At 37.7% G+C, this 21,237-nt stretch carries 19 protein-coding genes and 1 pseudogene; 8 read left to right on the plus strand and 12 right to left on the minus strand.

Features of this window, described 5'->3' with window-relative positions:
• The first annotated feature begins 33 nt into the window (after positions 1–33).
• Together ABX891_RS18540 and ABX891_RS18545 are read left to right on the plus strand one after the other, a co-directional pair.
• Complete coding sequence (locus ABX891_RS18540) at positions 34–1,251, plus strand: BCCT family transporter (RefSeq protein WP_165744717.1); 1,218 nt, start codon at positions 34–36, stop codon at positions 1,249–1,251.
• Positions 1,252–1,260: 9 nt separating this feature from the next.
• Positions 1,261–1,965 carry a TorF family putative porin gene (locus ABX891_RS18545; protein WP_354630340.1) on the plus strand — a complete coding sequence of 235 codons (705 nt, stop codon included), beginning with the start codon at positions 1,261–1,263 and terminating at the stop codon, positions 1,963–1,965.
• Between the two features lie 99 nt (positions 1,966–2,064).
• On the opposite strand, the gene ABX891_RS18550 is transcribed toward ABX891_RS18545, so the two are convergent.
• From ABX891_RS18550 to fdxA, 3 genes are all read right to left on the minus strand, one after another.
• Entirely contained in the window at positions 2,065–3,819 is a 1,755-nt protein-coding gene (locus ABX891_RS18550; RefSeq protein ID WP_502936058.1) for a putative bifunctional diguanylate cyclase/phosphodiesterase, read from the minus strand.
• A 570-nt stretch (positions 3,820–4,389) separates the two neighbouring features.
• Positions 4,390–6,633, minus strand: coding sequence for a carbohydrate binding family 9 domain-containing protein (locus ABX891_RS18555; RefSeq protein WP_354630342.1), 2,244 nt, complete (start codon positions 6,631–6,633; stop codon positions 4,390–4,392).
• A 137-nt stretch (positions 6,634–6,770) separates the two neighbouring features.
• A complete protein-coding gene (gene fdxA, locus ABX891_RS18560) occupies positions 6,771–7,094 on the minus strand; it encodes a ferredoxin FdxA (protein WP_002958626.1) in 324 nt (107 codons plus the stop codon).
• Between the two features lie 194 nt (positions 7,095–7,288).
• Between fdxA and ABX891_RS18565 the strand changes: the two genes are divergently transcribed.
• Complete coding sequence (locus tag ABX891_RS18565) at positions 7,289–8,896, plus strand: NAD(P)/FAD-dependent oxidoreductase (RefSeq protein WP_354630343.1); 1,608 nt, start codon at positions 7,289–7,291, stop codon at positions 8,894–8,896.
• 95 nt (positions 8,897–8,991) lie between these two features.
• Positions 8,992–10,491, plus strand: coding sequence for an amidase family protein (locus tag ABX891_RS18570; RefSeq protein ID WP_354630344.1), 1,500 nt, complete (start codon positions 8,992–8,994; stop codon positions 10,489–10,491).
• Between the two features lie 31 nt (positions 10,492–10,522).
• Here the strand turns inward: ABX891_RS18570 and ABX891_RS18575 are convergent, their stop codons facing one another.
• Together ABX891_RS18575 and dapA are read right to left on the minus strand one after the other, a co-directional pair.
• The gene (locus ABX891_RS18575) at positions 10,523–11,827 is read right to left on the minus strand and encodes a DEAD/DEAH box helicase (RefSeq protein WP_002958629.1); all 1,305 of its coding nucleotides are present in this window, start codon (positions 11,825–11,827) and stop codon (positions 10,523–10,525) included.
• 129 nt (positions 11,828–11,956) lie between these two features.
• Entirely contained in the window at positions 11,957–12,874 is a 918-nt protein-coding gene (dapA, locus tag ABX891_RS18580) for a 4-hydroxy-tetrahydrodipicolinate synthase (protein WP_354630345.1), read from the minus strand.
• Between the two features lie 170 nt (positions 12,875–13,044).
• Here dapA and ABX891_RS18585 point away from each other — a divergent pair, with 170 nt between their 5' ends.
• Positions 13,045–13,698 (plus strand): DUF6058 family natural product biosynthesis protein, encoded by a 654-nt coding sequence (locus ABX891_RS18585; protein WP_354630346.1) that lies wholly within the window; start codon positions 13,045–13,047, stop codon positions 13,696–13,698.
• A 96-nt stretch (positions 13,699–13,794) separates the two neighbouring features.
• A complete protein-coding gene (locus ABX891_RS18590; RefSeq protein WP_354630347.1) occupies positions 13,795–14,658 on the plus strand; it encodes a delta-class carbonic anhydrase in 864 nt (287 codons plus the stop codon).
• A 72-nt stretch (positions 14,659–14,730) separates the two neighbouring features.
• On the opposite strand, the gene ABX891_RS18595 is transcribed toward ABX891_RS18590, so the two are convergent.
• The 7 genes and pseudogenes from ABX891_RS18595 to ABX891_RS18625 form a co-directional block, all read right to left on the minus strand.
• The gene (locus ABX891_RS18595) at positions 14,731–15,495 is read right to left on the minus strand and encodes a 2-keto-4-pentenoate hydratase (protein WP_354630348.1); all 765 of its coding nucleotides are present in this window, start codon (positions 15,493–15,495) and stop codon (positions 14,731–14,733) included.
• 138 nt (positions 15,496–15,633) lie between these two features.
• Positions 15,634–16,038, minus strand: coding sequence for a hypothetical protein (locus tag ABX891_RS18600; protein WP_007580845.1), 405 nt, complete (start codon positions 16,036–16,038; stop codon positions 15,634–15,636).
• Between the two features lie 294 nt (positions 16,039–16,332).
• Entirely contained in the window at positions 16,333–16,677 is a 345-nt protein-coding gene (locus ABX891_RS18605; protein ID WP_024595990.1) for a hypothetical protein, read from the minus strand.
• Between the two features lie 94 nt (positions 16,678–16,771).
• Positions 16,772–16,993: a hypothetical protein gene (locus ABX891_RS18610; protein ID WP_165744742.1), complete on the minus strand. Its 222-nt coding sequence runs from the start codon at positions 16,991–16,993 to the stop codon at positions 16,772–16,774.
• A gap of 456 nt (positions 16,994–17,449) precedes the next feature.
• A complete protein-coding gene (locus tag ABX891_RS18615; protein ID WP_002958660.1) occupies positions 17,450–17,737 on the minus strand; it encodes a putative quinol monooxygenase in 288 nt (95 codons plus the stop codon).
• A gap of 78 nt (positions 17,738–17,815) precedes the next feature.
• The gene (gene dkgB, locus ABX891_RS18620; protein WP_197099232.1) at positions 17,816–18,631 is read right to left on the minus strand and encodes a 2,5-didehydrogluconate reductase DkgB; all 816 of its coding nucleotides are present in this window, start codon (positions 18,629–18,631) and stop codon (positions 17,816–17,818) included.
• A gap of 425 nt (positions 18,632–19,056) precedes the next feature.
• Positions 19,057–20,188 (minus strand): annotated as a pseudogene (locus ABX891_RS18625) (MFS transporter).
• On the opposite strand from ABX891_RS18625, the gene ABX891_RS18630 reads away from it, so the two are divergent.
• Positions 20,073–20,369 carry a hypothetical protein gene (locus ABX891_RS18630; RefSeq protein WP_354630513.1) on the plus strand — a complete coding sequence of 99 codons (297 nt, stop codon included), beginning with the start codon at positions 20,073–20,075 and terminating at the stop codon, positions 20,367–20,369. The pseudogene ABX891_RS18625 and the gene ABX891_RS18630 sit on opposite strands and share 116 nt — an antisense overlap.
• Complete coding sequence (locus tag ABX891_RS18635; RefSeq protein ID WP_354630349.1) at positions 20,347–21,234, plus strand: LysR family transcriptional regulator; 888 nt, start codon at positions 20,347–20,349, stop codon at positions 21,232–21,234. Before ABX891_RS18630 ends, ABX891_RS18635 begins: the two co-directional genes overlap by 23 nt.
• Positions 21,235–21,237: the final 3 nt, after the last annotated feature.

The following is a 21,237-nucleotide window of genomic DNA, read 5'->3' on the forward strand; positions in this document are numbered from 1 at the left end:
TGAATTATTTTTATTCATTATTGGAGGGTAACAATGACTATTTGGCTTAATGCAGGCATCATTTTTACCTTACTTGCTATTATCACTATTTTAATTAAATGGGGTAATGTTCGCGTAGTAGGTGTAACACCAGTTAGAACCTTTACGTTTATAGCAATACTATTTACTTCTGGCCTTGATGTTGGCCTAATTATGTTTCCTTTAACTGAGTTTGCAGGTTATGCAGACATAAAAGCAAGCCCAGAATACGCGTTTGCAAATCCACTGGCTATTGAGTTTGGCTACTGGGGATTTTTGATCTGGGGATTTTACTTTCTTACGTGCTTTTATTTCTGTGTAATAGAACCTAAAGTGAAATTTTTCGAAATTCCTTGGGTTAAATTTATCAATAACGTTGTAATTATTGGTACATGTGCATTTACCGCTTATTTACTGCTTACAAACCTACCATGGTATTTACCCGTATTAGGCGATGGAACAAGTATAGTTTCTGAGTTTTATTTAATTGTATTCGCGGCTATTTGTTTTGCTGTGTACTCAAGTACTGACATTAAATATGTACGTATTTTAAGTATCTCTACTACGTGGTTATTCTTAGCCTTAATCGCCTTTATGTGGGCTGGCGCATTTGTAATAGGTGATAGTCAAATGTCAGCATTTACAGATAACTTAGGTTCTATTGGTACTTACTTTGCAAACATTAATGAATTTGTTTTACCGCTTAATGATTACCATGAGTTTTACTTATTCTGGTGGTTTGCGTGGAGCATAATGATTGGTCAATTTACATCACGCTTTGTTGGTGGACTTAAAACATACCAAGTATTAGCTGCAATGTTGATTTTCCCTTCTATTCCTATTGCGATTTGGTTTAGCGTACTTTATCACTACCATGAAGCGGGCATCCCAACTCAAGGTATTAAAAACTTCGCTATGGTATTTGTAGGTATTGTATTTGTAATTAACTCACTTGATTCGTTAGTGCGTTTATATACAGATAACCTAAACTTTACCGTAAAGCGTTTTGGCAAAATGAAATACATAATCGGAAATGTTGTTGCTCTATCATTACTTACACTATTGTTTAAATTAGAATTTTTACAAATTCAGTGGGTAGGCGCATTAGTTATTGGCTTGTTCTTTATCTGTGCAGCTTTTATTGGTTACAGTAAATTTAAAACAGTAACGAATATAGATAGCTCACCAAAAGCAAACGCAATTGATTACACAAAAATAGACACAGTACACTAGAGATTAATAATGAATAACAAACTAAAACAACTTGTAGTAGCACTACCATTTGCACTTTTATCAACAACTGCAGCAGCTGATTGGTCAACAACAATCACTGCGGCGTCTGACTACACTTTTAATGGTGTAACACAGACCGATAGCGACCCTGCAATTCAAGGCAGCTTAGATTATGCCTTTGATAGTGGTGTTTACGCTGGTGTTTGGGCTTCAAACGTAGATTTTGGTGACGACACTGATTTTGAGCTTGATGCTTACTTAGGTAAATATGTACAACTTGATGAGCAATTTAGCGTTGATTACGGTATTGCTTATTACACTTATCAAGGTAATAACAGTGACGGTAACTACGCTGAAGCTTACACTAAGTTTGGTTATGCAAGTGAATACGGCCAAACTGAGCTTAACTTTTGGTACAGCTGGGATTACTTTGGTCAAGGTGGAGGCCACGTTATTTCGATGATAGCACACACTTATGAGCTAGCTCCTAATCATGCACTACGTGCCAGCTTTGATATTTCAAACTCACTTGATGGTGATAAGTATGAGTGGGATGATATTAAGGGAGACAAATCATATTACCACTATCGCTTGGCATACCAAACAAGCTACGAAGGGTTTGGTATTGAAGTGGCAGCTGAAAATACAAGCCTTGACTACGACTATGCTGATGAGCGTATTGTACTTGCTGTTTCACGCACATTTGATCTTTAATACAATAATTACTGATTAAACAAAAAATGCCACTCTATTTAGAGTGGCATTTTTATTTGTAAAATAACTAACTAACTAACTAACTAACTAACTAACTAACTAACTAACAATATCCCACGCACTTGTACCCGATGCAGAAAGATTACTGGTGTTATTACGTAATACTTTATTGCCTACATTAGCTGATGACTCAGGTCGGCTTACTAAATACCCCTGAACAGAGCTCACCCCCATTTTTTTAACAAGCTCAAACTGCCCTATTTCTTCAACGCCTTCAGCTACAATTTTAAGGCCCAGCTTCTGTCCAAGTTCACTAATTGTATTTAATATATCATTGTATTTTTGGCTTTTATTGGCTTGAGCTATAAACGAGCGATCAATTTTAATAACATCAATTGGTAAATCCGCTAATGTACTCAACGAGCTAAAACCTGTACCAAAGTCATCAATTGCAATAGTGATGCCTTCTTCTCTTAATCTACTTAGCTCTTTAATTATTCTAGGGCTGGCTTGAATAAATGTTGATTCGGTAATTTCAAGCATTAGAGACGTCGCCGGTAAGCCGGTTTTTTTTAGCTTCTTCATTATCCAATCATAAATATCACGGTGCTTTAACTGAATGCCCGAAACGTTAACAGATATTTTTACTTTGCGCATACCTGCATTATGCCATGCAGCCATTTGCCGACACGATTCAAGCATAATCCAATCGCCAAGCTCTAATATTAAATTCGACTCTTCTGCTATTGGAATAAATTCTGAAGGTGGGATCATACCTTCAACCGGGTGGTCCCAGCGTGTAAGCGCTTCAAAATAATCAATCATACAATCTTCAACATGTACAATTGGCTGAAAAGATAAGTAAAAATCTTTACACGCGAGCGCTAAACGCAATTCTTCGAGTAAATAATGATAACGGCGCATTTTGTTACCCATTTCTGGCGAGTAAACTTTAAATACTCCTTTACCATCGCTCTTAGCTCTGTACATAGCAACATCAGCTAATTGTAAAAGTGCTTGTGGGGTTGACGCACTTTCTGGGTAAGCCGCGATACCAATACTGGCACTAATTTTGACTATTTTATTGCCAAGCACAAAGTCTTTTTCAAGCTCACTTAGCACGTGCTTCGCTATGTCAACAACTCTGTCGCTATCATCGAGTAGTTCTATAAATATGGAGAATTCGTCCCCTCCTAACCTTGATAAATTTTGCTCTAATTGGTTAGCGCTATTAATATTACTTAACTTATGGTGACGTAAAACATTTGCAAGTCGACTGGCCACTTGAACTAATATCTCATCACCAAAACTGTGGCCATACGAGTCATTTACTTGTTTAAAGCCATCCAAATCGATAAATAGAAGCGCACACTTGAGATCTTCCTGATTAGCATGATTTATTTGTCTGTCTATGTGCTCAATATATGCATGGCGGTCAATTAACTGCGTCAGTTTATCTTGACAAATACTTGTTTGAGTTTGTTTTACATAATTAACTACATGTGAGTTTAAGCTATTTATAGATTGGCTTAAGCTGCTTACACCCATAGGATTCTCTGGTGGCGTAACTTGTAAATTAAATGCCGTAAGTAAACTATTGGCTTGGCGGTTAAGCTCCGCTATTTGATTTTTATAATGACGTTTTCTACGTTCTCTACGTAAGTAGATACCTGAGCCAAATATCAATATACATAAAAATAAAAAGTTCATGGGTGATGCGAGCGTCATCATGATTAACTTATTAGAATCAGCTGCTACAAATTGGGTATCAGTGGTTTTGATAAGTAAAAAATCAGCTGTTGGCTGCTCAATTATATAATGGCCATTTAAAATGGGATTATACCAAGGAGCCATATCAAGGGAGGTATTCGTGATCTCGAAACTTCGTATATCAATATTAGTCTGAAATAGATTTATACGGTTGATCTGATTAGTTAACTCTATGTTTATGCAGAAACAAAATAGAACTATGATTAAGAAAATAAAACCGAGCGGCTTAAGTTTATTCATAAAAAAAATCCATCTATTTTGCTTCTCCTATCAAACCTATTACCAAAAACGGATTATATCGCTTGCATTTAGTACTACGCAAGCATTGATATAATCCTAAGCCATTAGAATAACAAAAAATTGTAAGTATAATGGATTAACTAACTATATCTACATTATAGTATAGGTGGGATTAATAAAAATAAACAAAAACGTTTTAATTGTTTAAAATTTAATACATTCGGTATATAAGCTTTGTCGTTTTTTTTGCCGCATTAATCTATGCCTCACCACTACAGCTTTAAGTACTTATATTTACTCAACCTTTATCGCATTTGCTCCGCTGTCGTACATCATTTAAAAATTATTCTTGCGCATGATGCATTGCTACTCAAACTAGTTAAAAATCATCGCTAGTACTGTTATTATTAAAATTTAAAGCTGCCATGCATAGCTAACTTTTGTAAATAAGGTACGCTGATCTCGCTCAATATTTTTAAGTGAATCGTCTTGGTAACCTCTATCTGAGTAACCCAAATAAAACAGTGTTTGCGCATTAATTTTATATGAGTAAACAAGCTGACTACCATAGTCTTTGTTAATTTGGCTAACTTGATAAAAGTAGGCATTTTCGTCTCTATCAATATCTTCAAATTGCAAAATAAGCTTAAGGATTGAACGCATACTAAATTTATAATGAAGCCTAAAATCAACTAAGTTAGCTGTAAATACACGCTCCCCTTGTGGGTTATCTAATTGGCTGTAGTTATGTTTTACATCGAGCTGCCAATGGTCGTTAATGTCCCACACCATTTGGGTTTGGGTGTCAAACGCGTCGCCTAATTGCTCATTTGCATAATCAATGCGGCTAGCGTATTCAACATATAATGATAACTTTAAATCTTTAGTGGGTTTAAAGCCCGTATAAATGTAACCAATATTTTGATTATAAAAATTGTCATTATAATTTTCATAACGGTGTACTAAACCAATTTCAAAAATAGATTGTTTTTGGCCTTTAAAACTCAAAAAGCCTTCGTATTCTTCTTCAAGTAAGTCGCCATTTTGCGCCCACGTTTTATCCCAGTCAGCTTCGTATGACCATGAGGTAAGTAAATCAGACTCATCTCTGTACCATGTTTGTCCGCCACCAAAGCCTACTTTTTCATAATCGACTTTAGCTTGATAACCTAAATCAGTGCGGTAGTCCTGCCCAATATTTTCATAAGATGCAAATAATTTGTAATCACGTTTATCGCGGGTAAATTCTAGAGCATAAGCTTCATCTGATTGAGTTTCAGATAAGTTATAGTTTTGAATTAAAAATTCAGAGTTACGAGTATCAGCAGATGACACTTGATACAAAAGAGTATCCGATTGATTAAACCAGTAGCTACCATCCACTGATAATACAGTGTTGTGATAATCGTCACTTTCTCTGTGCGTGCTTGAAATACCAATAGTACCTTGCTGACCTAAGTCATATTGATAACGCCCTGCGGCTGCATTCGTTTTTTCGTTTAAGCTTGCAAAGCCAGAGCCCTGATTCGCTGGCAGTAAAATATTACTATTGTCGTCATCAGCTAGCATTAGCGCATAACTATGATCACCCGTTTTACCCGTCAGCTTTGCACCTAAAGTAGGCTCTGCAATTGTACGTGTATATAAAAGCTCAAATAAGCTACTTTTAAAGTAAGAAGCACCATCTAAAAAGAAAGGACGTTTTTCAGCGTAATAAATTGAAAAGGTTGTATTTACATCAAGCTCTAAAGAGTCAGTTTCTACTTGCGAAAAATCAGGATTAATTGTCGCGTTTAAAACAGCATCTTTTGTTAAACCCCAGCGTAAATCTAAGCCCACTTCAGTATCTATATCACCCTTATCCCAATCACCTGGCAACGCGGATTTATTATCGTTACGCAGTGTGGTTAATGTAGGTGTTAATTGGATATTTTTACTTGATTCAATGTCACTAAATCCAACTAACTTATCAAACTGGCAAAGGCTGCATTTCACATTTCTATCAAACCCCATATTTGATAGCTGATATAGCACATCACGTTGGTAGTTTCTCATTACAGAAAAACCCCACGTTAGCTCATTTTTATTTTCAGGAAAACGCAGTGCTTTAAAAGGAATACGCATTTCAACAACATAACCTTTGTCGTTAATTTGTCCTGCGCTATCCCAAATAGCATTCCATGAGGTATCAGAACTCCACCCATCGGTGTCGGTCATTCGTATATCGCCTTGCGCGCCCAGCGGGTTAACATGGAATTCATAACCACTGCGTTCATCATTAAATGTATCAATAACAAGAATAACGACGTCGTCTTCCCATAGCGTATCGCGGTCACGAAGTGATGCACGAATTTGCTCAGGGTTAGGATCCTCAGCAATAAAACCAACATATAAGTTAGTGCCATCTTCGTAAATAAAGGCATCAGTTTTTACAGGGGGTGTGCCTTTTTCGTTAGGCTCATCTTGGTAAAATAAAGATATACGTGTTGCATTTTGCCAGTGCGCTTCATCCATAACACCATCAACGGTGATATTTGAATCAATACGGGACAAGGATACTTGCTGTTTTTTAGCCGCTACATCAAGGCTTGAAAGTAATAAAACAAAACTTAAAAATAGGAAGATAAACTTTTTTATTATAGTTATAAAGTACTGCATAAACATCCATTTAGACTGTAATTACTCATAAGGAGCAACTTAAGCTGAGGATTGTAATTTATCCAGGTACATTTGTTAATAATTTGAAATAAAAAAATCAACTATTTAATGATAAAGGAGTAACTAATTGTTATGTATTATGTTTCGAGTAGTTTAAGCTTATCGTCTATGCCATTCCATACATCAGCGTCCTCTGGTGCAGGTTTAACCTCTGTAATGCGCGGCCAGACCAGTGCAAGTTCAGCATTTAATTCAGTAAACTCTTTTTGAGACTCTGGTAGCTCATCTTCTTGGTATATCGCATCAGCTGAACACTCAGGGACACATAAGCCACAATCAATACAATCAATCGGGCTAATTGCTAAAAAATTAGGGCCTTCAAAAAATGCATCTGCTGGGCACACTGATACGCAATCGGTGTACTTACATTTTATACAATTTTCGGTGACAACAAACGCCATACTATTTTAATACCTAAGATTTTGAACAACAGTTGTGGATCATACCCATCCACCCCAAAAATACAATAAATAAGTGCCATATCAGGCTATTTTAACGTAAGATGCGCGCCTAATGTTTGCACACTCGTTGTGCCCTGCATCCCCTTATTGTGAGCGGTAATAATACCCCGCTATGACACCTAAAAGAGATATAAATGATACGTTTAACCGAAATAAAGCTGCCACTTGATCATGACGAAGAGGCAATTGGTCAAGCAATTGTAAATAAACTAAAAATCCAACCTGAACAATTGCACAGTTTTAATGTGTTTAAGCGTGGTTATGATGCACGTAAAAAATCAGCTATTTTACTTATTTATACACTCGATATAGAAGTTGATAACGAAGCCGAGCTACTCGCAGCATTTGAAAAAGACCAGCATGTAAAAGTAGCACCAGACACAAGTTATAAATTTGTAGCCCAAGCTAACAATAATATCAAAGAGCGCCCTGTCGTGATTGGTTTTGGTCCTTGTGGTTTATTTGCGGGCTTATTACTTGCTCAAATGGGCTTTAAACCCATTATATTAGAGCGCGGTAAAGAAGTACGTGAACGTACAAAAGACACGTTTGGCTTTTGGCGTAAACGCACACTTAATACAGAATCAAATGTACAATTTGGTGAAGGTGGCGCAGGTACATTCTCAGACGGTAAGTTATACAGCCAAGTAAAAGATCCAAAGCATTATGGCCGAAAAGTCATTACTGAATTTGTAGAAGCAGGCGCACCCGATGAAATTTTATACGTAAGTAAGCCACACATTGGTACGTTTAAACTTGTCACCATGATTGAAAAAATGCGCGCTCATATAATAGAGCTTGGCGGCGAAATTCGCTTTAGCACACGTGTTGACGATATTCATTTAGACGACGGGCAAGTAACAGGTTTAACGCTTTCAAATGGCGAGCAGCTAAACACTCGCCATGTTGTATTAGCCGTTGGCCACAGCGCACGTGACACGTTTGATATGATCCACAAAAAAGGGATTTATGTTGAAGCAAAGCCATTCTCAGTCGGTTTTAGAATCGAACATAAACAATCAATGATCGATGAATGTCGTTTTGGCACAAATGCAGGAAACCCAATTTTAGGCTCTGCCGATTATAAACTTGTGCATCACTGCGACAATGGCCGCACGGTTTACAGCTTTTGTATGTGCCCAGGTGGCACAGTAGTCGCGGCAACCTCTGAAGAAGGCCGTGTTGTTACCAATGGTATGAGTCAATATTCACGAAGTGAGCGCAACGCTAACAGCGCTATTGTGGTAGGTATATCACCAGAGCAAGATTTCCCTGGTAATCCACTTGCTGGAATAGACTTACAACGCAAACTTGAAGAGCAAGCGTATGAGCTTGGTGGTAGCAACTACGATGCACCAGCGCAGTTAATTGGAGATTTCTTAAAAGGTAAATCATCTGCAGACTTAGGTGAAGTACAACCCTCTTACACTCCTGGGATTAAGTTAACTGACTTGAGTAAAGTGTTACCACAATTTGCAATTGATGCCCTTCGCGAAGCGATACCAGCGTTTAATAAACAAATTCGTGGTTTTTCAACTAACGACGGTTTATTAACCGGTGTGGAAACACGTACTTCGTCGCCTATTAGTATTAAGCGTGATAAAACATTCCAAAGTATTAACACCAAAGGGCTTTACCCTGCAGGTGAAGGCGCAGGTTACGCTGGCGGTATTTTATCAGCGGGTATTGATGGTATTAAAGCAGCTGAAGCAGTCGCACTGTCTATGTTAGAAAACGCTTAAACCTCTTTTTTAAGCTGTTTATCGAAAAGCCTCACTTTGTGAGGTTTTTTTGTGCTAAATGTATAGAAAATAATAACACCTCAAGCACCTCAACCATGATCAAAACATTTACCTTTTCGTTGCTTAGTGTATTAGCAATTTTTAACGCTAAAGCACAAGAGCTAAAAACCATCGATGAAATCCACACTGCATATAAAAATAATTCTATTAATGCACAGCAACTCACCCAAAATTATATAGACCGAATTAATAAACTTAACCCACAATACAATGCAGTTATTAGTATTGAGCCTACAGCGATTGCTCAAGCTAAAACGTTAGATGAACTTGCCGCCAAAGGCACTTGGGCAGGTCCATTACACGGAATACCTGTACTTCTTAAAGATAATATAGAAACGAAAGGCACACTTCCCACAACGGCTGGCTCTTTAGCATTTAAAAATAACGTTACTGATAATGATGCTTTTGTTGTTAAACAACTACGTAATGCGGGCGCTATAATTTTAGGTAAAGCTAATTTAAGTGAATGGGCAAATTTTCGTTCATCCTATTCGTCGTCAGGCTGGAGTGCCGTAGGCGGACAAACACATAATGCGCACGATGTAACACGTAATCCATGTGGTTCTAGTGCAGGCTCTGCTGTGGCAGTCGAACTTAACTTTGCGCCTATAGCATTAGGGACTGAAACAGACGGTTCAATTACGTGCCCTGCCTCAGTAAATGGAGTTTATGCAATAAAACCGAGTATGGGCCAAGTATCACGCTCTGGTGTTATACCTCTTTCAAGTAGCCAAGATTCAGTAGGGCCGATGGCGCATTCACTTAAAGATGCGCTGCTGGTTTTATCAGTTTTGCAAGGTGAGGACTCCCTTGATGCGACAACTACAGGGTTTGAACTAAAAACAGGTAATATAAAATCAAAATCGTCACTTATTATTGGTGCACTCCCTAGCGATAAATTTACAATTGAAACGCAGCGCCTTTATGCCAAGCAGTTACAAGCATTACAACAGGCTGGGCACACTGTTATTAATGTAGATATTACTGATAACTTAGATACGCTATTTGTTGATGAATACTATATTTTACTTTATGACTTCAAAGCCGAAATTAATCATTACCTCGCAAGCACTCCCGCACAAGTAGCTGTTAAAAGCCTAAAAGCACTTATTAATTTTAATATTCAAAATAAAAATACAGAAATGCCCCACTTTGAGCAAGACATCCTAGTTCAATCTCAGGCTATTGATTTAACTAACAAACAAAAATACCAAGAGACTAAAGAACGCTATCGCACTTTAGCAACGACAGCCATTGTTAATGTATATAAAAACAACAAGCTTGATATTGTTATAGCGCCTACAGTATCACCCGCCTGGAAAACAGACTTAGTTAATGGTGATAATTTTAATGGTAGTAGTAGTTCGTTATCTGCTATTGCAGGCACAACGCACATAACTCTGCCGGTAGGCAAAGTAAGTGGTTTACCAGTTGGTTTGTCCATAATAGCAAATAAAGAGGGCGAGCAAGCGGCTTATGTATACGCAAATATTATTGATGAGGTGTTATCGTTAGATACAAAAAAACCTGAGTAAACTCAGGTTTTTTTAAACTAAACGGCGTTAACTATGACTTTTTAAGTGACAGTTTTTCGCCTTTTAAGCTTTTACGAACGCTTGAAATACGTGAGCGATTTACAGCTCTCGCTTCACCGGTTGCTTGTCCTGATAACTTGTTAGAACGTGTACGGCGTAAATGCGCTGGTTTTTTACCAATTTTATCAATTAGTACTTCACGGTTACTTACTTCGTAACCTTCTAAATATACACGTTTGATTTTTTGACCGATTAACGTTTCAATTTCAAACAAAGTGTTTTCTTCTTCGCGGCTAACAAATGAGATTGCTTGACCTTGGCGACCAGCACGACCTGTACGGCCAATACGGTGAACGTAATCTTCTGCAAGCCATGGTAAATCAATATTAATTACACGAGGTAAACCATCAATATCAATACCGCGAGCAGCCACTTCTGTAGCTACTAATACACGTACTTTGCCTTCTTTAAATTCACGTAAAGCACGACGACGGTTACCTTGAGATTTGTCACCGTGGCAAACGCCTGCCGGAATACCATCAAGGTTAAGCTCTTTAACAAGCTCGTCAGCTGTTTCTTTCATGTTTACGAAGACAAGCACTTGTTGCCAGTTTTTCTTACCAATCAATTCAGAAAGTAGTTCTTGCTTACGACGTTCTTCAACAGGGTAAACAACATGCTCAACAGTACTTGCTGTACTGTTAGTTTGATCAACACGCACTATTTCAGCTTGTTTTAATACTTTAGATGCAAATTGTTTAATTGCTGCAGGGAAAGTAGCAGAGAAAAGTAAAATCTGGCGCTCTTCTGCACAGCTTTTAATCACGTTTTGCATGTCTTCAATAAAGCCCATATCAAGCATACGGTCGGCTTCATCAAGAACAAGGTGCTTAACACTTGCAAGGCTTAAGTTACCTAAGCGAATATGATCAAATAAACGACCTGGTGTTGCAACAACAATATCAACACCTTCTTTTAAAGCGTTTGCTTGGCCGGCGGTACTAACACCACCAAATAAACTAACAACTTTAAGTGATGTATGCTTTGCAAAATCTCTAAAATTATTTGCAATTTGTTCTGCAAGTTCACGCGTTGGCGCAAGTACTAACGCATGAGGTGCATTCGTTGTGCTGAGTTCAGACTCAACCAATTTTTGGATGATAGGTAAAGCAAACGCGGCAGTTTTGCCGGTACCAGTTTGTGCACTGGCTAAAACGTCTTTACCTTTACGAACAGCAGGGATTGCTGCGCGCTGAATGGGCGTAAGAGTGTGATAGTTAAGTTCGTCCAACGCCTGGATGATTTCAGGAGCGAAACTAAAAGATTTAAAATTCATGCTGTATAACCTACGGCCACATTATCAAGGGTCGCAAATTATACAGCAAAAACGAGTCAACAGTTAGCTTTAAACTGGATTAAAAGCTAAAAATTAGTTTGTTAAGTCATTAAAATATTGATTATCAACTCAAGAAAGCGTTAATACCTCATTTTGTTTTAATAACTGTGCTTTACCACCGACAACTTCACGTTCGTTAAGCTCATTTATTAATGGCAAACCTACTTTTTGTTGTTCATCACTAAGCGGTAAATACGGTAATCTAAATACTGGATTTACTGCACCTGTCATCATCATCGCAGTGTTAATAGCAATAGGGTTTGGCTCACAGAACAACCAGTTCATTAATGGTTGTAATGACGTATTTAACTCATCATTTTTAGTATCCATTAATTGGCGAAACAACCCAGGAATAAGGTTAGAAGTAACCGAAATAACACCGTGAGCTTTGTGTACATGACGAGCGTCGTGTGCTTCATCGTCGTTACCAGACCAACACGCAATGCCTTGCTGCTCATACTGTGCAATGCGCTCATTGCCGCCACATTCTTTAATACCAATTAGGTTCGAATGCTGTGCTAATGGTTCAATAATATCAGGTGTTAGGTCTTGACCTGTGCGACCTGCTACGTTGTAAATAAAGGCAGGTCCAATATCAAGTACGCGTTTAAAGTGCTCTTTAACACCCGCGATTGACGTACGTCCGTAATATGGGTTAATTTGCAGCGCTGCATCCATACCGCTGGCAAAGCCATATTTAGTTGCTTTAATCGCTTCACGGGTGTTGTTACTACCGGTATTACCAACAATAACCAGTTTGTCACCATATTTGTTTGCACTGTGCGCTATAAGCATTAAATGCTCTTCCCAGTTCATTAACTGGCCTTCGCCTGTTGTGCCACCAACTACAATGCCATCAACGCCCGCTGCAATTTGTATTTCAACGAGTTCATCGTACTTTGCGAGATCAATTTCACCGTTTGCTAAATATGGCGTTTTAATAGCTGTAATAAGGCTTGCTTGTTTAATTTGGTTTAGGGTGCGCATAAAAATTCATTATTTATAAAACTTGCGCTATTTGTAACATACTTGCCGGTATTTTTGGAGGTATAAGCGCACATTTAATTATAAAATCGCTTGTGTTATTGAGTTTGGTAATACAAAATGAATAACTGTATATATAAACAGTATTTTATTTTAACGATACCAGAGGCTTTATGCGTTTATCTGACTACTTAGCAACTCATTTTTATAACACCGATGAACTGTGCCAAGCATTAAACATAGATGCAGATACACTTTTAGCTTGGCAAGAGCGAAGTGTGTTCCCCAAACCAAGTTACTGTATTAAAAGTCAACTTAGCTGCAGCTCATATTCGGGTTTGTATGAATGCGAAGAATATGACGACTATTATCCGCGCGGCTGTGTTAATTGGGGGCAAGGTCTTTTAAAACAAAAAATAGAATCATCAAGCCATGCTTTTAATTATTTTGCGCAGCAATATACTGCAACCCTAACTAAACTCGCTCAGCAAGGATTTACGTTTAGCGAAGAGCTATTTGGCTGTGAAATAGACGAGCACTTACAGCAAGTTTGGCAACAGTTTTTATGCAGTAAATATGGCGTACTTACTCAAAATGGATTAATAGACGAAATAGTCTCGGTAGACATTGGCAGGCTATTAGTTGACGACATTACAGAACTGCGCAGTAAAGCGAGTTTAAACCAAGAAGAAAGAGCGCTATTACACCCCGCCATAAAGCTTTTAAACAAAGCGCTAGGGCATGGCGCCGATCATGAAAAACAACATACATTACGCACCCGCTATATAGATGCACTTATTTTAAAATACGATTTATCTATTAAATAGTTTTGCATTAGTTTAATTATTTTAGGATTATTTGACGAACAACAAGAGCTGTTAACTTAATTGTTACGCAAAATATAATTTAAAGGCACTGACTCAATGACAATCAAAACACAAATAAGTGTAATTTCTGCTGTAATCACTATCCTGTCTTTTAATACACTAGCTAAAGCTAACCACGAAATAGTAAATGACGACATAATAAAAATACAGCGTGCAGCGCTTGCTAAAAACACCGCTAATAAAGGTTTTGGGCCACAATCTCCACGCAATATTGATAATTATAAAGGCGAAAACACGGCAGCTTTCTCTCATGCCCCAACTTCATCAAATATGAACTTATGTAATATACACTTTCATAAAAATGCTGAACATGCCGGTGGCGAGTTTAGTAAATATGCAGGAAATGGTAATGGAAAAGGTTTTCAAAGTGGCTACTTATATTCAGGCTCTTTAACTAAAGGTGAAAGTAAACCAGCAAAAATTGAAATTTGTCCGAGCGATCACGGCGCGCTTTTAGTTGGCGATACCATTGAGGTTCATAACGTTCATACGTCAGCAATTGTAAGACCAGGCCCTACCTTGGGGAGTTGTTTAAGTGATTCGATTAAAAATCCGCAACTACGTGTTGAAGCTCAAGTATATGTATTAGTAAACGATGCTAACGCACTTGATTTTACTGAAATAAGCACCGTGTCATCTGTTAATGGTTACTATCAAGCTATTGCTACACCTACAAATACGGGTAAACCTGTTGTTTATAGCGGTTCAACGACTGGTCCGAGTTACAACGAAGCAGGCTCTCCTTTTCAAGTAACATGGTCAGTTAAACCAAAAGTAGCAAAGGTTGATATAAACAGTGTTGGTAAATGGTGTGAAAGTAACGCCTTTAATGAAGATCATGCCCACGGCGTACGAAATCTCGTAATAAATCCTGCACTACTCTCTAAAATCAATAATTAAAATTTAGCCAAATAAAAACAACCCACTAATTAGTGGGTTGTTTTATTATGACCGTTAAAATGAATACTTCGCTTAATGGGATAAAAATGTCACATTAAATGTATTTAAATCTTCATATGTAATACATGTTTGCTCATTAGTATTAAGCTCAACTACGCCACAGTAAGAACCAGTTATAAACACTTGCCCTGCTTTTAAGTTAATTCCCTTTGATGATAAGTAATTAACCGCCCAATAAAGTGGAAGCTGCGCAAGTTCTGCAGGGTGCACACCCGCCAAGTTTAACTCCAGCTCAGTTTGCTTAACATTGATATTTACAGTACTTGCGTTATACGCTTTGGCTCTATCTATTTGTGGGCCTAAATACACGCCTTGATTAGATAGGCCATCGGCCAGTTTTTCAATGTGAGTGCTTGGAGTGTTTTCATCAAACCTTTTTTGAATAAGCTCAAGTGCTAAATGGGCGCTGGCAAATGCAGTATCTACGTCTTCATTTGTATAGGTTTTATTACTTGGTAAATCGCTTTGTAAAATAAATGCAATTTCTGGTTCAATAAGCGCTTTATTGTTTGTTGTATACAATGGGCAATTTTCAGCTTGTTTTATAGGTGCATGTAAAAGAGGCGCTAATATAATTGAGCCATCATCCAAAGGCAGCATACACTTCCAGCCATATACAGTTTGCTCATTTAAGTAAATCATCAACTTTTGTACTTCTATCGCATCGTCAGTCGAGTCTAGTACTAACTCTTTAGGAAAGTTTGAACGCGCTGGGTTTTCTTCTCTTTGTGCTAATAAGTGAGTAGCAATTAGTTTGAGTTGTATTGAGTTGTTCACATAAATCTCTTTAAAATACGTTACTGGTTAAGCAGTAAATAGGAAGGGTTATATTATTAATGTATTAGCTTAGGCATTAGAACATCATGTTAAATGCCTATAATTAAAATTGTATTTAAAACAAAGCGTGGGAATTATTTAAGTATCAATAGATTTAAGCGAACGTAAAAACAGCCCTAAGCCACCAAACGCTAAAATTATAATAACAATCAAATCAAACGACGTCATAGTTCGCATACTAAATCGCACACTCGATATAACGCCAAATATGAGTGCGGTTAACGAGCCAAGAGATAGTATCCAGCCTAAAATGTTTTTAGAATTATAAAAAATCAGACCCACACCAAAAATAAACGGGATCATAACCATGCCGCCTGTAACGCCAAAGCCACCTAAAGCATTAACACTATAAATGCGAGAACTTAGTCCAAAATTAGAGGTCACCGAAATTGCGTTTAGCAGCATATAAAAGCCACCGCACATCATAATTAAACCAATAAAAAAATGCCCAATACCACCAGAGCTTCCACCCGCACCTTTCATTATTAATTATTCCTTTTATATTTTTGACTTATTTGTTTTAGATGGTAATTGCTCAAGTATTCACATTGACCGCAATCTACATAATCAATCAGTGCACACGCGAAAGCACTTATCGCGTGATTAGATGCCAAATAACATAAAACCAAGATAAAAAACCGTGCAAAATTGCCCATAACACAGACTCGTTAGCACTCCATGAAATAGCAATTGCTAGGGCCGTACCAAAAGAGACTCCATATTTTACTATTTCATTTCTTGAGTTTCTCATTAATTATATTCCTAATTTTTAACTTATTAGCTGCTTGATTTGCTTACTAAAACTGAAAGCTCTTTACCATCAATATTAATACTTGCTTCTTTGCCTAGTTCAACAACTAAAGAGGGAGCCATATGTTTTCCACCTAGTTTTAGGTCAGTTGCTAAACTAACAGTAAGCTCATCAATTGGCGTTACTGTAAGAGCAAAACTATACGAATTATCAACTGAAACTGACGCCTCTTCATTTGAATTGACTACTAAAACAGGTGAGCCAATTAAGTTTTTATTATCATAAAATTTAGCATTCACTACAAAACTATCATTAGCTTGTGCAAATGAAGCAAAGCCTAACAACGCTACGATTGCGATTAATTTTTTCATTATTATCTCCATATAAATTATACAGTTTAAAGCTGTTAAGGCTTTATTGGCTGTGATTTTTTAGCTAGCAATTTACCAGCTAATGATTAAAAACTTATGTTTTAGCTCTGATGACATAACCAACGCCCAGCGAACTAATATAGAACAACACTCCAAATACACTAATATCAATGAGTAGCTTTAGAATGTCAAAAGTATCTGTAAACACAAGATACTCAAAAGAAAATAAGTGAAATATAACTTTTGATCCAAAATACGCAGCTAATAAAGGGATTACAAAAATAAGAATAGATTGATTAGATTTATTAATTTCCATACCCATGTCTCCATTATTAGTTTAATTAACTCAGCTCTAAAAATATAACACACAAAAAATATATAAATAGTTTGCTATTTTGAGTCTCTTATTCAGTACCACTCGAACTATTTACGGCTGACTAAAATGCCATGTTATATTTCTATAATTTACACCAGAGAACTTTAATGTAAACAACAAATTAAATAGGCTATTTATTAGAGTGGGTTGTGATACCAAAACGACTTTTAATAAAGTTATGAACCTCTTTTGATTTCGAAGCACTACGAATGCGAATTAACAAAAAAGAGTCCTAATAGGTTTCATTGATATTGGCGAAGTTGGGTATTTAGGCAGGTTGGAGTGTAAGAATAAAAGGTGATGTAAGATAACAGCACCTATTTGAGTATTTACTTTATGATATGTAATTTAGCTAAGTATTTTAATACGTACCATAATAGGCACTATAAAAAGAATTTAACCAATTGATTTATATACATCAATACTACTATTGGTTAAAAGCCCAGTAACTTGCGTACCAAATGCTTTAAAGTGTGGCTCGTTTTTATGCGCTTCAAAGTGCTCGTCAGACGCCCACTGTTCGCTAACAACATAATCGGTATGTTCATCATCACTTTTTACAGATAGTTCATAACGTAAGCACCCTACTTCTTGGCGCGATGACTTTTGTAAGTTTTCAAGTGCTGTAAGCATCACATCTGCATCAATATTTTTGCACGACAGTGCAGCTATAACCGTTAACATGTGTATTCCTTTTAAAAGTTAAGGTGTAGATAATCTACACCTTAAAATATTTAGTTTAACTTTGCGTTTGAGGTAAGTTTACTGATCCCACTGCGGCGCAAAGTCTGGTGTTGCTTGGCGGTCGCCACAATCAAGACCATCAATGCGGGCTATGTCTTCATCATCTAACTTAACGTGGTCGTTAAAGTTATCTTCTAAGTTTTTGCGCTTAGTTGATGATGGAATTGTCGTCATGCCGCTTGCGTTAACCCATGCTAAAACAACTTGTGCTGGACTTGCATCGTGCTTTTTAGCAATGTCGATAATGGTTTGATCTTTAAGTACTTTGCCTACTACAAATGGCATGTACGCTGTCACGTGTATATCGTGCTGAGCACAAAATGCACGCAATTTAGTATTAGTTAAATATGGGTGAACCTCAACCTGATTGGTAAATATTTCACGCGAGTCAAGTGTTTGCATTGCTTCATTTAAGTTTGCAATGGTGAAGTTTGATACACCAATGTGCTTAGTTAAACCAAGCTGCTTCGCTTTTAGTAATTCAGTGAGGTATTCACTCATTGGCTCGTCGTTAGCAGGCGATGGCCAATGAATTAGCAGTAAGTCGACCGAATCAACTTGTAGCTTTTCAAGTGACTTTTTAACGCTTGGGATAAAGTCGCTTTTATTTAATTTGTTATTCCACACTTTGGTGGTTAAGAATATTTCACTGCGCGGAATATTACTATCTTTTATGGCTTGACCTACTTGCTCTTCGTTGCCATAAATTTGTGCGGTATCAATATGGCGAAACCCAACTTCGAGTGCCATTTTTACTGAGTTATAGGCAGTGTCGCCCTCTAAGCGTAATGTTCCCATACCTAGTTCTGGCATTTCTATTACACGTTTTGTCATGGTTTATCCTTATAAAATAATCGGTTTTGAAATACAAACTTCACTAGGGCGTGTTGTCCTTTGTGGATTGAAATTTGTTCAATCTAGGAGCGATTTAATCGCGGCGCGAGGTTTGTAACCTAGTGGGCTAAGTAAAAACCGAGCAACAAAGAGTTAACCGCTCCTAGAAAGAACCCAACGGGCAGTGTATGTTTGGTTTTTATGCTGCGTTATCGCCTATTTATGGGGAACAACCACACTACATAGGCTCTGCCTTGCCTAAAAACCAAACTTACTACTGCAAATTCAACAACCAAAGATCAACACGCCCTATAGTTTTACGAAATACACCTTTTACTTATTATTACGACTGTCACTTAAAATTCTATGACCTCATAATAGGTATGAGGTCATTAATTTTAGTTTCAACCTTAACAGAAGATAGTTTACGCTTGCTGAATTTCACGTTTATCAAGCATACCGCTGTAGCGTGTAACACCAAGTGCTAAAACAGAGATAACGGCGCCTATCCATGCTGTATCATGCAGGCTCATATTCTCTACTACGCTACCGCCAATAATTGACCCAAGTGCAATACCAATATTAAATGCGGCTATGTTCAAACCTGATGCAACATCCACCGCATTTGGCGTGTGCTTTTGTGCTTGCTTTACAACATAAAGTTGCAAGCCTGGCACATTGCCAAAAGCAAATGCGCCCCAGACTAAAATAGTAAGTACAGCGGCAATTTTTGATTCCATCGTAAAGGTAAATATCAGTAAAATAACACTCAAAGCGCTGAATATAATACTCAGTGCACTAATTGGGCCCCGTTTGTCGGCCAACTTTCCACCCCAAATATTACCTACCGCTACCGATACACCGTAAACAAGCATTATTAAGGCAATAGCCGAAGGTGCAAAACCTGTTTGTTGCTCTAAAATAGGTGCTAAATAAGTAAACGCTGTAAACGTGCCGCCATAGCCCAATATCGTCATTAAATATACGAGTAATAAACGCGGTTTTACGATTACTTGTAGTTGCTCTTTAAACGTCGCTGGTATTGATTGTTTTAAATTTTTTGGCACTAAAATAGAGCTGCCGATTAATGCAATTAAACCTAATACCGACACAACTAAAAACGTTGCACGCCAACCAAAGTGTTGTCCAATCCATGTACCTAGTGGCACACCAGTTACTAGTGCTACAGTAAGCCCGGTAAACATAATGGCTATTGCACTGGCTTCTTTGTCTTTGCTTACTAGACTTGTGGCAATCATCGATCCGATTGAAAAAAAACACACCATGGGCAAGCCCCGTTAAAATGCGCGCAAGTATTAATGTTTCGTAACTTGGCGCTTGCCATGCAAGTAGGTTACCTAAAACAAATAAGCCCATTAAGCTTATTAGTACCACTTTACGATTCCAACGACCCGTTAAAGCTGTTAGCACCGGCGCACCAATGGCAACGCCAACCGCATATAAACTTACAAGCAAACCTGCTGAAGGTAGGCTTACGCCTAAGTCGTTTGCAATGGTGGGTACTAATCCCACTATTACAAACTCAGTTGTTCCTATTGCAAATGCGCTTAAGGTAAGCGCCCACAAAGCCAATGGCATAGTTATATCCTCATTAATATTTGAAGAATGTAGTTTGGCTAAAATATCGTTTGCAAAAAATAGCAATAGTGACAAAATACTTTTGTTAATAATGCAAAGATGGTGTTGGTATACTTATGGCAGTTCATTCAAAAACTGAAGATTTAGAAACGTTTATAACGGTAGTAGATTGTGGAAGCTTTTCGGGAGCGGCTAATTTGCTCGATCAACAGGTGGCTAAAGTGTCGCGAGCTGTATCACGCCTTGAAAATACATTGCAATGTACTTTGCTAAACAGAACAACACGCCGATTAGAGCTTACTGAAGAAGGCCATACTTTTATAAAATTTGCGCGTGAAGGGTTAAATACGCTTTATACCGGTGAAGAGGCCATAAAGCTTTTAAAACAAGCGCCAAGTGGCAAGCTGCGAATAGATGCTGCAAGCCCTTTTGTATTGCACCAACTTACGCCTTTAATTGGCGAATTTGCCAAGCAATACCCCCACATAACGCTTGATATAACCTCCCACGACAGCATTATTGATTTACTTGAACATAAAACCGATTTAGCCATACGTATTGGTGATTTAAAAGACTCAAATTTACATGCTCGTAAACTTGGCAGCAGCCAGTTACGTATTGTAGCCAGCCCAGAATATATAAAAAACAACACAGCAATTACGCAAATAGATGACTTACAAAATCACAAGATAATTGGCTTTAGTGACTCCCCTAAATTAAACACTTGGCCGTTAGTAAGGCCCGCTTTATTTACGTTTTCGCTTAGCGCAAGCAGCGGCGAAACAGTGCGCCAACTATGTATTGCAAACCAAGGTGTGGCACTACTTTCTCACTTTATGATTGGCAACGACCTAAAAACAGGTAAATTAGTTGAAGTGTTACCCAGTGCAGTTAGCTCTCCTAATAACCGAGAGGTTGTACAAGCCGTGTATTATAAAAACAGTGCGGTATCGTCTCGAATTGTGGCTTTTTTAGATTTTATAAAGCCACGACTAAGCTTATAACTA

The sequence above is a fragment of the Pseudoalteromonas sp. NCIMB 1079 genome (genome assembly GCF_040567695.1).
Classification (GTDB): domain Bacteria; phylum Pseudomonadota; class Gammaproteobacteria; order Enterobacterales; family Alteromonadaceae; genus Pseudoalteromonas; species Pseudoalteromonas distincta.